This window comes from Asanoa ishikariensis (assembly GCF_900107455.1).
GTDB lineage: Bacteria > Actinomycetota > Actinomycetes > Mycobacteriales > Micromonosporaceae > Asanoa > Asanoa ishikariensis.
The window spans coordinates 1-16014 of record NZ_FNQB01000003.1 but is presented as its reverse complement, the minus strand read 5'-3'; the positions used below and the strand labels follow the sequence as shown (position 1 = coordinate 16014).

The 16014-nt window shown below is 67.7% G+C and carries 13 protein-coding genes; 4 read left to right on the top strand and 9 right to left on the bottom strand.

The window, feature by feature from the left end:
* Positions 1–124: 124 nt before the first annotated feature.
* Complete coding sequence (locus tag BLV39_RS24140) at positions 125–1666, bottom strand: tyrosinase family protein (protein WP_176985059.1); 1542 nt, start codon at positions 1664–1666, stop codon at positions 125–127.
* A 632-nt stretch (positions 1667–2298) separates the two neighbouring features.
* Here BLV39_RS24140 and BLV39_RS24135 point away from each other — a divergent pair.
* Both BLV39_RS24135 and BLV39_RS24130 read left to right on the top strand, forming a co-directional pair.
* Complete coding sequence (locus BLV39_RS24135; RefSeq protein ID WP_176985058.1) at positions 2299–4311, top strand: tetratricopeptide repeat protein; 2013 nt, start codon at positions 2299–2301, stop codon at positions 4309–4311.
* Between the two features lie 109 nt (positions 4312–4420).
* Positions 4421–7027: a DUF4062 domain-containing protein gene (locus BLV39_RS24130; RefSeq protein ID WP_090797811.1), complete on the top strand. Its 2607-nt coding sequence runs from the start codon at positions 4421–4423 to the stop codon at positions 7025–7027.
* Positions 7028–7146: 119 nt separating this feature from the next.
* Here BLV39_RS24130 and BLV39_RS24125 read toward each other — a convergent pair whose 3' ends face one another.
* Entirely contained in the window at positions 7147–7803 is a 657-nt protein-coding gene (locus tag BLV39_RS24125) for a GntR family transcriptional regulator (RefSeq protein ID WP_090797809.1), read from the bottom strand.
* 159 nt (positions 7804–7962) lie between these two features.
* Here BLV39_RS24125 and BLV39_RS24120 point away from each other — a divergent pair, with 159 nt between their 5' ends.
* Together BLV39_RS24120 and BLV39_RS24115 are read left to right on the top strand one after the other, a co-directional pair.
* On the top strand, positions 7963–8658 hold the full coding sequence (locus BLV39_RS24120; RefSeq protein WP_090797807.1) for an alpha/beta fold hydrolase: 696 nt from the start codon (positions 7963–7965) through the stop codon (positions 8656–8658).
* Between the two features lie 77 nt (positions 8659–8735).
* The gene (locus BLV39_RS24115) at positions 8736–9386 is read left to right on the top strand and encodes a trimeric intracellular cation channel family protein (RefSeq protein WP_090797805.1); all 651 of its coding nucleotides are present in this window, start codon (positions 8736–8738) and stop codon (positions 9384–9386) included.
* Between the two features lie 59 nt (positions 9387–9445).
* Here BLV39_RS24115 and BLV39_RS24110 read toward each other — a convergent pair whose 3' ends face one another.
* The 7 genes from BLV39_RS24110 to BLV39_RS24080 form a co-directional block, all read right to left on the bottom strand.
* Entirely contained in the window at positions 9446–9976 is a 531-nt protein-coding gene (locus BLV39_RS24110) for a DUF3592 domain-containing protein (RefSeq protein WP_090797802.1), read from the bottom strand.
* 200 nt (positions 9977–10176) lie between these two features.
* Complete coding sequence (locus BLV39_RS24105) at positions 10177–10692, bottom strand: hypothetical protein (protein ID WP_090797800.1); 516 nt, start codon at positions 10690–10692, stop codon at positions 10177–10179.
* Positions 10693–10764: 72 nt separating this feature from the next.
* Positions 10765–13230 (bottom strand): NucA/NucB deoxyribonuclease domain-containing protein, encoded by a 2466-nt coding sequence (locus tag BLV39_RS24100; protein ID WP_090797798.1) that lies wholly within the window; start codon positions 13228–13230, stop codon positions 10765–10767.
* A 254-nt stretch (positions 13231–13484) separates the two neighbouring features.
* Entirely contained in the window at positions 13485–13922 is a 438-nt protein-coding gene (locus BLV39_RS24095) for a hypothetical protein (protein WP_143049856.1), read from the bottom strand.
* 194 nt (positions 13923–14116) lie between these two features.
* Positions 14117–14848 carry a hypothetical protein gene (locus BLV39_RS24090; RefSeq protein WP_090797794.1) on the bottom strand — a complete coding sequence of 244 codons (732 nt, stop codon included), beginning with the start codon at positions 14846–14848 and terminating at the stop codon, positions 14117–14119.
* A 156-nt stretch (positions 14849–15004) separates the two neighbouring features.
* Positions 15005–15214: a hypothetical protein gene (locus tag BLV39_RS24085; protein ID WP_090797792.1), complete on the bottom strand. Its 210-nt coding sequence runs from the start codon at positions 15212–15214 to the stop codon at positions 15005–15007.
* Positions 15215–15370: 156 nt separating this feature from the next.
* Positions 15371–15832, bottom strand: coding sequence for a hypothetical protein (locus BLV39_RS24080; protein ID WP_090797789.1), 462 nt, complete (start codon positions 15830–15832; stop codon positions 15371–15373).
* Positions 15833–16014: the final 182 nt, after the last annotated feature.

The window sequence follows — 16014 nt, the reverse complement described above, 5'->3', positions numbered from 1 at the left end:
GGCGCCACCGTGGTCCGCGGTCCGGTGCCAGATGCGGTCGATCAGGTCGCCGAGCTGCGGATGGTCCCTGCGTCCTTGGAGGAGCTCTGGCGCGTCGTACCGAACGCGGCGGCAGGAGTCCTGGTCAGTCGCGTCTTGTCGTGACGGTCATGTCGAAGTGGTACCACTTGTCAGCTAGCCACAGCTCGTGCAGGTGGTTATCTGTGCCCTGGTAGACAACGCGGGCGGTGCCATTGGCGTCGACGTAGCCCATCGGGTCTCCGGCGGGTGGGACCGCGCCAGGCACACCCGTCATGTCGAAGTCGCCCCAGGTTCCCGTCTCGGGGTAGATCGCGAGCTCGTGGAGATGCCCGTCATCACCGCGGTAGACGACGCGCGGAACGTTGCTGGCATAACCCATCGGGTTGCCAGCCGGTGGGACCGCCCCAGGCACACGCGTCATGTCGAAGTCGCCCCAGGTTCCCGTCTCGGGGTAAATCGCGAGTTCGTGGAGCCGTCCGTCATCACCGCGGTAGACGACCCGGGGTACCTCGAACACGTAGCCCATCGGATCCCCGGCCGGCGGGACCGCCCCAGGCACACCCGTCATGTCGAAATCGCCCCAAGCGCCCGTCTCCGGGTAGATCGCGAGCTCGTGGAGATGCCCGTCATCACCGCGGTAGACGACGCGCGGAACGTTGCTGGCATAACCCATCGGGTTGCCAGCCGGCGGGACCGCCCCAGGCACGCCGGTCATGTCGAAGTCGCCCCAGGCTCCCGTCTCCGGGTAAATCGCGAGTTCGTGAAGGCGGCCGTCATCACCGCGGTAGACGACCCGGGGTACCTCGAACACGTAGCCCATCGGATCCCCGGCCGGCGGGACCGCCCCAGGCACACCCGTCATGTCGAAATCGCCCCAAGCGCCCGTCTCCGGGTAGATCGCGAGTTCGTGGAGCCGGCCGTCATCACCGCGATAGACAACGCGCGGAACGTTGCTGGCATAACCCATCGGGTTGCCAGCCGGTGGGACCGCCCCAGGCACGCCGGTCATGTCGAAGTGCATCCACTGTTGCGTCAATGCGATCTCGTGCAGGTGGGCGTCGTGGCCGCGGAAGACGACCCGTGCGGTCGCACCGCCTGGGTAGCCCCAAGGCCGGCCCACCGCCTCGATGGTGCACGACAGCCAGTCGTCGTAGATGTCGTCGATGAACGCGTGCCAGCACCAGAAAATTAGCGCTGCCGGCGAAACGTTCACGTCGGCCATCGTGCCGCCGATCTGGCCGTGCACCGCGCCGTGCCAGGGCTGGGTCAACAACGAGAGCTCCCGCACGGTAGCGATCGCGCATACCGCGCCAGTGGCCAGGTTCGCCGGCTTCGGGAGGCCGGGGCTGAGGTCGGCCAACGCTGGACGTGTGGCACCTCGGTCGGTTGGCTTGACGGCGGTGAACTCCGCCGGGATCGAACTGTCGGGATCCCACGCAGGCAGCGGCACGAACCGGGCGTTTCCCGATTGCCGCAGGTAGGACTCGAGCCCGTCGAGGTATCCGCGGTGCCCAATGAAGAACTGTTCGCTGCCGGCGTGATGCCAACTGTGTCCCGCGCGATGGATCTCCACGATGGTGTCGTTGACGTAGCTGGCGATCAACTCGGCCAGCTGCTGCCGTTCGGCTGGCGGCAGTGTGTGCAAGAGTCGACGCCTGCCCATACGAGCGTTCTAGCGGAATCGATCCGCCTGCGGCGCGATTGGGTCCGAGATCTGACCGCACGACGGCGAGATGCTCGCCGCCAGCGCTGGACGCAGGTATCGGGCAAGATCTGGGGCCATGCCCAACGGGAGGCCCGGTGATCACCTGCTGACGGACATCACGGTCCACGAGTTGGAGGTCTTCGGCACCCCTTGCGATGACCTCATCAGGGAGATCAGCCGACGCGGCGCACTCCACGCGATCAGCAATCGGCTCCCTGCCTAGCTGCTGGGCAGGACCTGCGAGCCGCGGCACCACGCACCATAACAACCCTTGTGCAATGTTTGGCAAGCTACCCACCGGCGCCAGCGTCGTACCCTGAGGATCTGGCATTGAGGGCTACCGATCGTCGGGAGGCCTGGGAATGGCTCGACATTTGCGGGCATGGCTCACGTTGGCGGCAGCTGCGGGAGCTGGTGGCGGCGTGGGCGTTGTCGCGGCGGCATGGCTTCCTCCCTGGGCCGCGGCGGTAGCCACGGCCGCAGGTGCTGGGCTAGCTGGCGCGTTCACTGCTCGGGCTGAGGATGTCGTGCGGCGAGGCCGCCGTCGGCCCCGGAGACTGCCACGGATCCGGGTGCGCGACGCCAGTGATCCACTGAGCCTCGGCGTCCACCCAGCCCAAGTCGCCAAAATGGAGGGTCGCCCGGATCGTGTTCCGGAGTTCGTGGCCCGGGATGTCATGGAGTCTGTCTGCGAACGACTGCTCGGCGGGGGCTTTGTCCTGATCGTCGGTGAATCGACCGCCGGCAAGTCTCGCCTGGCGTACGAGGCGATGCGCGTGGCACTGCCTGACTACTGGCTCCACATTCCCTCGCCCGGCGACGAGTTTCACGACCTGCGCGAAGCGATCTCGCCGAGACGGCGTCATGTGATCTGGTTGGACGAGCTCGACCTGTACCTCGGCGCGACCGGCCTGACGGTCGAGACGCTGCGGTCGTTGCTCGACGGCCGGCGGCGCGCAGAGGTCGTTGTGCTCGCCACGATGCGCGTCCGCGAGTACGACCGATACAGCGCCCGCAACCGGGACGTCTCCGATGCGGCAACCTGGCGGGCAGGTCGAGCGGTCCTTCTCATGGCCGAGAATCCAATAGAGGTCCCGCGCTCATGGTCGGACAAGGAACTGCGGCGTGCTTCATCGGCTGCGGACCCGCGCGTTACAAATGCCGCGAAAATGTCGAGCCGGTACGGCGTAGCGGAGATGCTCGCCGCAGGGCCCGAGCTGGTCTTGGACTGGAGACGGGCGGCCACGATGGGCGAGCATCGACGTGGTGCGGCGATCGTCTCCGCCGCGGTCGATTGCCGCCGCATGGGTCTCCACCGACCCGTCTCCACCGACCTGCTCGGCAAGCTCCACGTGTTCTACCTTCAGACAGAGGACCGGGATCGACGGCTCGAGACCATGGATGAAGCACTCGCATGGGCGACGACCACCGTTTATGGATCAAGCAGCCTCTTGACCGCCCACGCCGACGGCGGCTTTCTTGCGTTCGACTACTTGATCGACCAACCATTCCTACCCGCCGTCCCAGACTCGAGCTGGACCGCACTCCTCAGCGAAGTCGAACCCGTGGAGGCCTACGACATCGGCTGGGCCGCCGTCGACCTCCACCGTTCCGACCACGGCATGGTCGCGCTTGCCCGGGCGCGTGACCACCAGGTGGCCAACGCCTCCTATGCCTACGTCATCGCGTTAGGCAACTCCGGCCGTTCCGCCGAGGCCGCCGCCGAACTTCACGGGATCATCGGCCAACGAACAGCGGCGGCGGGAGCAGACCACCCAGACACCTTGCAGGCCCGCCACGACTACGCGCGCTACCTTGGCGAAGCCGGGCACTTCGGCTCGGCCGTCGCAGAACTTAACGAGATCATCCCCGACCGCGCCAGGACGCTCGGCCCAGACCATCCATCGACTCTGGCATCGCGTGAGTTCCACGGCCGGTACACCGGCGAGGCGGGAGATCCCCGAGCAGCCGTCGACCTCCTGCGCGCCGTTGCCGCAGATCAGGAAAGGTTGTGGGGCCGTGACTATCTACAAACAATGGTCACCTGCATGCACGCCGCCCAGTACACCAATAACAACGGCCAACCCACCGTGGCTGCCGAAGAGTTACAGGACCTGGCCCTCCGCATGACCAACGTGTATGGCCAGGACGTGCCGCAAGGGCTCAACATTAGGTACGAGCACGCCCGAGCGATCGGCGCGTCTGGCGACTGGGGTCGATCCCTGCGACTGTTCGAGGAGCTCCTCCACGACCAGATACGAATCTTGGGCAGCAGGCAACCACGGATCTTCAGCACCAGGCATCAGATCGCTTTGGCCACCGGAGAACTAGGTCATCTCGAAGCTGCCGTCACCATGCTGCGCATTTTGGTCAACGAGCGAACCGAACTGTTCGGAGCACATCACCGGCGCACGCTGGCGACGAGGCTGACGCTCGTTCGGTTCCTTGCTCGGCTCGGCCAACCGGCGTTGGCCTTCGCCGAAGGACGATCACTGACAGCAGACTGCGAGCGGGAGTTCGGATCGAGCCATCCGCTTTACCGAGAAGCCGCCACCGCGTCTACGGCCGGCGCCAACCCATCCTGATCTCCGGTCCAGGTACGTCCAAACGACGCCGCAGCATGGCGGGTCAATCGGCGACACACACCCGCGCCTCGATGTGTCGGTTCAGGATTTCGTGGTAAGTCTTGGCGGTATGGCCGAACCCGCCATCAGAACGCCCGACCATCGGCTGCGGGTCTTCGTGTCCTCGACTCTGGTGGAGCTGGCCGCCGAGCGCCGCGCGGCCCGGGCTGCGATCGAGCAGTTGCGGCTGTCTCCCGTGATGTTCGAGTCCGGCGCGCGTCCGCACCCCGCGCAAGCGGTCTATCAGGCCTATGTGGCGCAGTCCGACGTCTTCGTCGGCATCTACGCAGACAGCTACGGATGGGTCGGTCCGGGGATGATCGTCTCTGGCTTGCAGGACGAGCTCGAGCGGGCAGCGGGGCTGCCCCGGCTGCTGTACGTCAAGTCACCGGCGCCCGGCCGCGACGCCGCGTTGAGCCGGATGCTCGACGAGATCAGGGCGCGCGGGCAGACCGCGTACAAGCGCTTCACCGACGCCGATGAGCTCCATGAGCTGATCTTGACCGACCTGGCCACGTTACTCGCGGAACGGTTCGCCGGGCCGCGAGACGGCCGCGCCGTCGCGATCCCGCCGGCACCGGCGACATCCCTGGTCGGACGCGACGAGGACCTCGCCCGGATTGTTGACGACCTCGTGTCAGGCGACCGCCGGCTCGTGGTGCTGACCGGCGCCGGCGGTATCGGCAAGACCAGGCTGGCGTTGGCCGCGCAGGAACGCACCGCGCCACATTGGCGCGACGGCGTTGCCTTCGTCGACCTTTCCCCGGTCACCGACGGCCGGCTCGTGCCCGACGCCATCGCGTCCGCGCTGGGCGTGGTGGGCCAGGGCCACGAAGGTCCGCTCGACGCGCTCCAACGGGCACTGTCGAGCCGGCACCTGCTGGTCCTGCTCGACAACGTCGAGCACGTGGTGGACGCGGCGCCCGCCCTGGCCGATCTGCTACGCCGGACCCCGCGACTGTCTCTGCTGGTCACCAGCAGGGTGAGCCTGCGGATCCGCGGCGAGCGCGAGCATCGGGTGTCCGCGCTGGCCCAGCCTGCGGCGCTGCGGCTACTGGTCGACCGCGTACGCGATGTGCGGCCCGGGTTTGAACTTACTGCCGAGAATGCGTCCGCGTTGGCCGAGCTTTGCCGCCGGCTTGGTGGCCTGCCACTGGCGTTGGAGCTCGCGGCGGCCTGGATGCGCCTGCTCACCCCCGACCAGATGCTCACCCAGGTGTACGAGCGACTCGAGCGACCGGGCGCCTTCGTCGACCTGCCGCACCGGCAACAGACGCTCACCGGCACGGTCTCGTGGAGCTATGACCTGTTACCCGGCTCCGCACGGCGGCTGCTCACACGGCTGTCGGTGTTCGCGGCGCCGTTCACTGTGGACGGTGTCGTCGCCGTCTGCGGCGATGGCGCCGACGATGCGGTTCGCGACCTGTCCACATTGCTGGACAGCAGCATGGTGAGCCCGGTCGAGCGGATGGACGGCGAGGGCGGTTTCCAGCTTCTCGAACCGATCCGTCGGTTCGCCGCCGCCCGCCGGGACCCCGCGGACGACACCCTGAGCCGGCTGCACGAGCACGTCCTCGATGTGCTCCGGGCGGCCGACACCAGCCTCGGCTCTCGGGAGCTGATCCTGCGACGGCTCGACAGCGAGCTACCGAACCTGCAGGTCGTGCTGGAATGGTTGGCTCGCACGCGACACGATGCCGGCCCACTGCTGCGCGCACTCGGCGACGTCTGGGTGTGGCTGCTGGCCCGCGGTCTGCTGCGGCAGGCGTCCGGGCTCTGGCAACGGATCGAGGCGCTGCCGCACACGGGGTCGCCGCGTGACCGGCTGGCCCGGCAGTGGCTGACCGCCAGCCGGTTGCTCAACGACGGAGACTTCCCGGCCGCCGCCGAGGTACTCGACGAGATGATTCCCATCGGCCGGCCGATCGAGTCGCCAGCCCGGATGGCCCTGCTTCTCTCGGCCCGCGCGATCGTGCGCCCACACGGCGCACACGAACGGGCGCTCGCGGAATTCGCGGAGGCCCTCCTGGTGGCGGAACAGGCAGACGACCCGCATGTGACCGGTTACGTCCTTTCGCACTATGGCCTATCGCTGAACCTGGACGGCCGCGCGGCCGAGGCGGTAGAACGTCACCACGACGCCCTCGAGATCGCCGACGCGCTCGCCGACCAAAACCTTCGCGCCGAAGCGCACTACGACCTGGCCATGGACGCGTTAGTGCTTGACAACCGTGGATCGGCAAGGTCGCACCTAGCCTCAGCCGTCGACGGCTATCGCGACATCGACCACGTCGACGGACTCATCCGATGCGTGGGCGCCCTCGGCACCCTCGCCCTGCACACTGGCGATAGCCAACTCGCCGCCCGCCTCATCGGCGCGGCCGCCGCAGCCCGCGACGCCATCGGTTTGGTTCCCTGGCCGTCGGTGTTCCAACTGGAACAGCGAACCGCTGACGCAGTCACGGAAGCCGTGGCCGAGGCGGATCTCACCGCCATGATCGACGTGGCCGCGACCTCTCCATCGAGCACGCCTTGGCGGAGGCAGAAGAACTGCTGGCGCCGACCCGCGGCTAACCGCTTGGGGGCCGGCCGAAACTCGCTCGCTGATCAGCCGCACAGCACCGCACCCGCTGCGCGCCGGACATCCGGTGTCGAGTCCTGGCAGGCGGATCGCTGATTCCCCCGGCCGCTCGACGAGCGCTCATGACGCTGCGGCAAACGACGCAATCGCATGGCGTACGGCTGCGTCGGTTGAGAATCCCGGCCTGGTCCGCGTAACCCCCGTGACCTGGCGATTTAGCCGTCGGCGCCGTCTTCGGCCGCAAGTGTGTGCCAGATGTCGAACGCCACCGATGCGGCTGCCCGCGCATCACCGGCTGCGATCATGTCGATCAGCCTCGCGTGCAGCTCGACGGACGCGTGTCCGTCCGTGCTGAAGCGCAGCCGTTCCGCGCGGCGTACTAGTGGATCGAACTGGTCGAGCACGGCCGCGAGGGCATGGTTGCCCAGCGCGGCGACCGGGATCCGGTGTATTTCTTCGTCGGCGTCCAGAGCCGCGGCGATGTCACCGGAGGTCACTGCCTCGGCAAAGCGGTGATTCGCTTCCCGCATGCGGTCGATGTCGTCTTCGGAAAGCCGGCCGGTGGTATGGCGCACGGCTAGTTCGTGCATGGCGGCGATGACGTCGCGGGCATCCCGTACCGCCCGCGGGTCGATGGTGCTGACCTTTGTCGATCGGCCGGGCAGGGCGACCACGAGTCCGCTCCCCGCCAGGCGCAGCAGTGCCTCGCGCACGGGAGTGCGGCTCACACCGAGCCATTCCGCGAGCTCGCCGTCCTTGAGCTGCTCCCCGGGCAGGAAGGTGCCGTCGACGATGGCATCGCGAAGGCGCCGGTAGACGTCGTCGCGAAGCAGCGTCCGGTCTACGGCGGAGACACCCGAGGGAATCGGCATGCAACATATTGCACACATTGTGCGTCCTTACACAACTCCGCGCCCAGCCTTGATGACCGCCGCGATGTGCAATATATTGCACATCGGAGGCGGCGACCGCCGACTCACCTCAACCCCGCTCCGGCTGGCGCCGGGCGCGGCAGCGGAAGGACGGGCCTCATGAGCACCAACGGTCACGAGATCAGGAACGTCGTGCTGGTGCACGGCGCGTTCGCCGACGGTTCGGGCTGGCGCGGCGTCTACGACAAGCTGACAGACCGCGGATACCGGGTCACGATCGTGCAGAATCCGCTCACCTCGCTCGAGGACGACGTCGCAGCGACCACGCGAGTACTCGATCGGCAGAACGGCCCGACAATCCTCGTCGGCCACTCCTGGGGCGGCACCGTGATCACCGAAGCGGGAGCTCATCCGAAGGTCGCCGGGCTGGTCTACGTGTCGGCGCTGGCGCCTGACGCGGGCGAGACCACCGCCCAGCAGTACGAGGGATTCGCCCCGACGCCCGAGTTCGTCATCGACGTCGAGGACGGATATGGCTTCCTCAACCACGACAAGTTCAAGGCCGGCTTCGCCGCTGACGCGAGTGACGCCGACGCCGCCTTCCTCCGCGACACCCAGGTGCCCATCAACATGGCGGTGTTCGCGGCGCCCGTGAAGAACGCCGCCTGGCGCGACAAGCCGAGCTGGGCCGTCATCGCAACGGAGGACATGGCGTTCGACCAGGCAATGCTGCAGCACATGGCCACTCGCATCGGCGCGAAGATCACCAACGTCTCGGCCAGCCACGCCCTCTACGTGACACAGCCCGGCGTCGTCTCCGACGTCATCGTGACCGCCGCGGAAAGCGCTCGCTGACACACCCACATCCCACCCCCGGGGCCGGTTCGCACGCGTACGTGAGCCGGCCCCGGACCTTCCCGGAGTGTGACCGCATGTCCATCACCCCGTTTCAGGTGACGCTGTGGATCGAGCTGCTCGCCGCAGCACTCGGCGGCCTACAGGGCGCCCTGTTCGCCGCAGGCCGACGACACCGACGGATCGACGTGCTCGGCGTCATCGTGATCGGGCTCGCCGTCTCGCTCGGGGGAAGCCTCCTGCGCGACATCATGCTCAACCAGCCGCCTGTCGTGGTCTGGAACAACTCGTACCTGCTGGTGGCCGGCGCCTCCGCCATCCTCGGCATGCTGCTGCACCCCGCGTTCGCGCGAGCGGCCTGGCTCATCACCACGCTCGACGCGGTCGTCATGGGACTCTTCGCCGCGATCGGGGCCTCCAAGGCCCTATCCCTTGGCGTCGGCGAAGCCGGGGCACTGGTCGTCGGCGTCATCGGAGCCATCGGCGGCGGGATGCTACGCGACGTCATCCTGAACCTGCCGATCTCGTTCCTCCAGGTCGGCACCCTCTACGCCGTAGCCGCCGGGGCCGGCGCCGGGACCTTCGTCCTGCTCGCCGAACTCGGCACACCCACTTTGATCGCGGGTCTGGCCTGCCTGGGCGTGACCACCGCCGTGCGTCTGGCCGCAGTCCACTTCGGATGGACCTTCCCCGAACAGCGTGCGCTCCAGTCCCGACGTCCGAACTGACCTTCCAACGGTCGGGATAGCGAGTTCCCGACGAGCACGTACGTTTTGAATCACGGCGCTCAGAACTCGTCGAAGTTGAAGCCTGGGTCTGGGCCTGAGAAACCTCCCGGGCCCCCGGGGTCGAGGAAGCCGACATCGTGGAACACGCCGAGGACTGAGTCGGCAATCTGGTACGCGCAAAACCCGAACACTAGGAACATCAGGCCGAACGCCAGTGGGATCATCAGTGTCCAGCCGCCCGCGCGTACCGGCGCCGCCTTGGTCGGGTTCTGCGGGTCGTAGAGCACTTCGATCTTGGTGCCAACCACGTGGGATCGGAACCCGACTAGATCAGTCAGCACCGTCGTCACCTCCGGCCCTGCGCCCGGCTGGAACCTGACCACGGGCCGGAACCTCGTTCTCCCGCCGGACCACGACTCCAACTGGTTGTCCACGACCTGCGCGGTCACTCGCTGGCCCGACCCGGCGAGTGTCCGCAGTTTGTTCCAGCGCAGCGCTGTGGTGACGATCAAGCCAATGCCGACCAGGGCCGGAACACCCACGACGAAGGCCGTCACGAGGTACGGCAACCAGGTCAGCTTTTCGATCATGGCGAGACTCTAGTGAGTTGACGGTGGATCGACTAGATCGACGTACGCGCTCTCGTACCAGCCGCGGGACTCGACGGCGACGGACCAGGATGCGGTGAGGACCCGCAGGGCGTCGCGGATCATGTCGGGGACCAGCTCCAGGCTGCCCGTTGCCCAGCGCTAAAGGAACTCCAACGGTCCGGCTTCAGGTTCGTCACGAGTCATAGGCAGCCGCCGTGGGTGAGAGGTCCCTGAATCTCGAGTTGCTGTCGTCTGGTGGATGGTTCGTAGGAGCCGAGCAGGCAGGCGACACCGGCGGGTACCGCGTAGATGACGCTGCCGGTGGGTGCCGGGTCGGCGGGTCCGGCTGGTCGCACGATGGCGTCGGCGAACCCCGCACCGGCGAGTGCCGCGCGAATGTTCTCGGCGAGGGCGACCGGGTCCCCGGCACCGCAGCCGCCACAACCGGTGATGGCCCGTTCGGCCGCGGCGCGGGCGGGTTCGGCGGACGCTTGCTGGCTGGTGGTCAGCGCGGCCCGTGCTGGGCCGTTGGTCGGGCGGGGTTGGCACGGGTCGCCGGTGGCGTTCGCGGGCCGGTTGTAGACGCATCGGGTGGGTCTGGAGGTGGTGGCGTCGCCGGCCGGCGGTTGCCCGTCTGCGGTGGTCGCGCACGACGCGGTCGCAGCCATCGCGGCGACGGCGATGGCTGTGGTGAGGGTTCGTGCGATGGTCCGCATCGGTGATGGGCTCCGCATGTCCGTGGTGCGTCCCGGGCCCGCGTGGCGGGCCCGGGACGAGGGTGGGTTCCTCTAGCGGGGCCAGCGTTGGATCTGGACGGCGCCGGAAGTCATGGTCTTCGGTTCGATGCGGTCGACGTCGAATTCGTTGCTGCCAGGCAAGTGGTCGTACACGATCTGGCCGGTGGCGGTGCGCCACACGACCAGGCGCGCCTGGTCCTGGCTGATGTTCTGGCAGCCGGGGCGGTTGGAGCCGGTGCAGGCGTCCCAGCCGTAGAGGACCCAGGTGTAGCCGGTTTGGCCGTTGACGGCGCCGGTGCCGCGGGAGGCGACCTTGCCGTCCTCGGTGATGACCAGCCATTCCATCGCCGAGGCCTCGAGCCGGAAGGCGGTGTTCCCGACCCAAGCTTTGCTGGCCCCGGACGGGATTGTGCCGCCGAGGCGTTGGTAGGCGCCGGCGTAGTGCAACCAGGTCCAGTCGGTGATCGTCGGGTTCGCGACCAGGGCACCGGAGGGTGTCGCGGTCGACCCGTCGATGTTGGCCTGTCCTTCGAGCGGGTCGTAGACGACGATCATGACGGGGTCGCCGCCGCCCTGGCCGCCGTCGTCGTCGGTGGCGACCACGTCGGTGGTGTACATGCCGGCGTGGTCGTAGCTGATGACCTGGCCGCAGTTGTTCGCGGCGGTGAAGAACCCGTCGTCCCAGCCGCCGCCGGCGTCGCGCCAGTACTGGCAGTCGTGGGTGTCGTTGGTGCCCGGGTCGGTGATCGGGGCGTCGAAGATGATCGGCGCGCCGACGCGGAACAGGTCCCAGTCGCGGGGGTTGGTGATCCGCACCGTCGGGGCGACGTTGCGGACGATGACCCGGCTGGACGCCTGGACCGGGTCGTGGATGCCGTCGCTGACGGTCACGGTCGCCCGGAACTCCCCGTCGTCGTTGCAGGTGATCGTCGGCGCTTGGATGGTCTCCTTGCTGAACCAGCAGGTAGCGCCGGCGTCGACGCCGGCGACGGGTTCGGCCGTCCAGTTCACGGACAGGTCCGCACCGGACGCGGATGCCAGCAAGGGGATGGCCTCGCCCTCGTCGCCGTGGACCTCGGGCAGGACGCGCACGATCGGTGCGCCGCTGACCGGGCCGCCGGCCTGGTCACGGATCTCGACGTAGAAGGCGTCGTCGTCGAAGAGGATCCGGTCGTCGCGGTAGTACTGCATGAGCAAGGCCCCGGCCGATTGGTTCTGCGACCCGGAGATGTACTTGACGGAGAAGTCGAACAGTGGGTGCGCGGCACCTTGGCGGGTGCTGGCGAAGGGGTACTCGTCGCACTGTGGACGTTCGATGGCCGGATCGGGTGTCAGCGGCGCGCAGGCGGCGTTCTTCGCGGCCGTGTTGTCCCGGTAGTTCTGGCTGTTGGGGTCGATCCGCGACAGATAGTTCAGATCGAACCGCCCGGTGTACTTGCCGGGGATGTTCTTGTCGCCGTCGGGCTTGGGTGGGTCGGTGCTGTTCGGGTTGTCCTGGGCCTGACGGATGTGCTCGGCGACCTCACGCTGGTTGGTGTAGTTCCCGTCGGCGTCTTTGATCGAGTACTGCAGGTGCGGGACGACATCGTTGAACACGCACGCCTGTGCGCGGGCGCTGAAGTACGTGGCGGAATCGCAGCGGATCCCGAAGTCGCCGAGCTCCTCAGAACGGCCGTCGATGAACAGGAAATCCTCGTCGAACCAGTGGTACGAGGCCTGGTCCGCGCGGGACGAGACGGTCTCGTCGGAGGCGATCTCCCACCCGAACCACAGGTCCGAGTTCAAGGAGCGGATCTTCCACTCGGCCATCGTCGCGCGATGCACACCGCCGCCGAAGCAGCCCGCTTCGCTGCGGCCGTCGCAACCGATCCGCATCGCGACCGTGGTCAGCGGGGTGTAGCTCTCGCCGAAGAGGACCAACGTGGGGCGGGCGTACACGACGATGCTGCGGATCCCGTCGTCTCGTCCGTACCCGAACAGGTCATAGTCCATGATCATGTACCCGGTGCGTTTGCCGGAGGAGTCCAGCCACAGGTCGAACGCCTGGGCGCTGATGCACCACTCGATGCGGTTCTTGACAAATCCGGTGTCGCTGCCGGCCGCGGACTGCTGGTGACAGTCCTCGATGAACGAACTCTCCGGCGATGACGGAGGCGTGAACCGCTCCCGCAGGATCCCTGGACCGTCCTTGGCCGCCGCGTCCCAGAACGAGTCGTTACCCGACTCTGCCGCCCGCCGCAAAGCCTCCTGCCGGGCGTCGTCGACCATGGCCCTGTCGCGGTCGGCGCGGTAGTCGCCCATCGCCGCCGGGTAGTCGGCGGCCTTGGCGGCCCGGTTCGCTGGCAGCACGCCGGTGATCCGGGTGCCGCCATCCGGCGTCGCCGACACCGTCGTTGGCGGCAGCTTCGGCCGCGGTTGCGACGGCGCCGCAGGCGACGGCTCGGCCACCGCGGCGGCGTTCGCCGGCGACGGCGCCGCTGTCACGGCAAGCGCCGCGACCACCACGGCCGCGAGCACTATCCGATGTGTACGCAAGGTGCCTCACACTCCTCGATGCGTCTCGCCCCGCACGGGACGACGAGAAAGGCGTGCCGCAGCAGCGACACGCCCAGGAAGGCACCACGAAGGTGAACACGACTCAGCAATCAGGCGGTCAACACCGCCGCAGCTCCCCCGTTGAGCGGTCCGTCAGACGGACCAGCCCACTGTCCCAACGCCCACCGACCGTCCCATCCCCTGAACGGTCAGTCATCTTCACACATGGAGATGCATTAATTTCGAAACATCGGGTCCAGCCAGAACGACACTCGGAACCGCTCGACACCCGTCAACCACAGCGGCGGACTGACCTCGGCGTGGCGCCGCACGAGCTCGGCGCGGCCGCTCGCCGCCACCCGCACACGGTAGGTCCCAGGGCCGGGCAGCGGCAGGACGTCGCCCTCGATCGGGACTCCCATCATTGTCAGATACGCCCGGCCGTCGGTGAACGAGATGGTGGTCTCCTCGACAGCCTCCGCGTCCGTGTCCGGCGGCGGCTCCCCCGTCCATGACTCCAACACGACCACCGCGTCGTGGCTCCACTGCGACTCGCTCATCAGATACAGCACGTCCTTGCCCGCGTAGCACAACCGGTCTTCGCGGAAGTCCGGCAGAAAGTCCCAGTCGCCGATCCCGCCCAGCACCATGATCATGCGACGCTCCGGCGTCACCAGACCCTCCACCACGGCCGAGCGCTCCGATCCCGGTCGAACAGCATCAGCGTCCATATCCGCAGGATGACACACGGGATCGCGTTGCTATGTAAGCGATGCCGGCACGGTCATCATCGGCGACCCGCGCCGGCCCTGGATCGGCCTCATACCGGCACGCAGTTGGCTTCCAGCGCGAACACGCGGGAGGGTGATCAGCTGTCGCAACCGGGATCGGCCCGTGCACGGTGGACGATGATGCTGTCCAGCGGCGCGGTCAGACCAGGCGGCGGCCGAAGGCTCGGCCAGTACGTGGCTTCGTCCTCGACTTCGGTGACCACTCCGACGAGATAGGCGACCTGGTCCTCGTCGTGCTCGTACACGCTGACGGTGTATTTCTCGTCGGTGGACAGCGCCTTGGCGCCGGCTTGGACACGCCCGGAGTACACGTGGCCCTGTGACGGTGTCAGGTCGGTCTCGAAGTAGTAACCGGACCGTGCGTTCTGCGCCGCGACGACGAACGTCTTCCCAGGGGAAGGCTGGCCGTGGAACCGGACGTCGACCAGACACGGCCCGACCTCTGCGCCACTCTGCGGGCTGTCGATGGTGGCCGTGCCCCGGGCCGTTGGCGAGGCGGCCGGCCGCACGGAGGGTGCCGCGGCGGTGTTCCATCCGGCCAGGGCCGCCCCGGCAGTCATCATCGCCGCGCCCAGGTAGCCGAGAACCGTCGTATGCCCTCGTAGCCGGCTCTGCAGAACGGCGACAAGCCAGCACAGCCCCACCGTCACAAGGATCGCGGCCGCCGACCAGCGGAGCACTCCGGGCGGCGCGTTGATGATCTCGATGAGCGCCGCGACGGAGCCCAGCACGACCAGGAGGATGGCGAGCAGGCTCGCGCCGGCCAGGACGCGATGAGCCGTCGCAAGGCTGCGCAGATCGTCGGGCATGTGTCGTCCTCCGTGGGAATTCCCCGGACGCAACAGTTACGCATTGGCGAGTCCGCGACAACGCCCCAGAGAGTGACTGCCCCACCTGCCGAGCGCTACTTGTCGGATCTTTTGCGCGATCGGAGTCCCGTACCCGAAAGGGCTTCTGGATTGCCGCTAAGCGGTCCACCCTAGCCACGCGTCGCCGGCCGAGACGACGGCGATCCAGATGGCCACGGCTGCGACCGGGACCGCCAAGGTCCAGGGCGGACGGGTTCGGAACAGGGCGATCGCGACCGCCAGCAGAGCCGCCCAGATGACGAGCAGGACACCCACCGCCCAGGCCGGTACGGCCAGCCCGCTGATCATGTACAGAAACAAGACCACGACGTGTCCGACGATGCCGATCCAGGCTAAGAGACGCCCGACGAGACTCGGTCGAACGGCCCGACCCGATGAATCGCTCATCTGCCCAGTGTGGACGGCGCACGCACTAGCGTCAGCCCTGTCCGGGGTGATGGACGCCGTACGTAGATCCTCCGCTCATGCCTCCGTGACGTCAGCGAGCACGACGACAAGCGCCCACCCCGAGGTGTGGATCCAGTCTGGATCGATTGCCTCGACGGGAAAGCCCTCGCTGGTGCCGTTGACGGCTCCCGGGCCTTGCTCGGCTTCCAGCGTCACCCAACGGCCGTCGTGGAAACGGAAGTGGTATTCGCCGAACCCCGCGGTATCGACTTCGTTGAGCGGGCCGAACGTGGCGTGCTCGATCGATTCCACGGTGGCCCGCTGGTAGTGCCACGCGCGGCCGACCGAGTTCGCGAAGACCAGGTCGAAGCCCGGCCTCGTGCGGAACAGCCGTTCCGGGTGCGGGTCGAACCCGATGCGCGCGTCGTCGACGGCCACGTCTTCGTCCCAGTAGAAGGCGAACGTATCCCGGTCGCCGACCCGCAGGTGCGCGTCGCAGTTGTACCACTGCGGATCCCACCAAGCCCGAAGTGTCACGACGGCAGCGTACGAGGCGGCCGCAAACGATCCGGGGCCTCGAATCAGCGGCGGCCGGTGGCCAGGGCGACGAGGTACTGTCCGCCACCCGCGTCGACGCTTGCGGTCACCGCCAGTCCGGGCACCAGCCGAGAGAACCGGTCGACCAGCCAGTCCGCCGCCTCCTGGGCATCCTTCTTGCT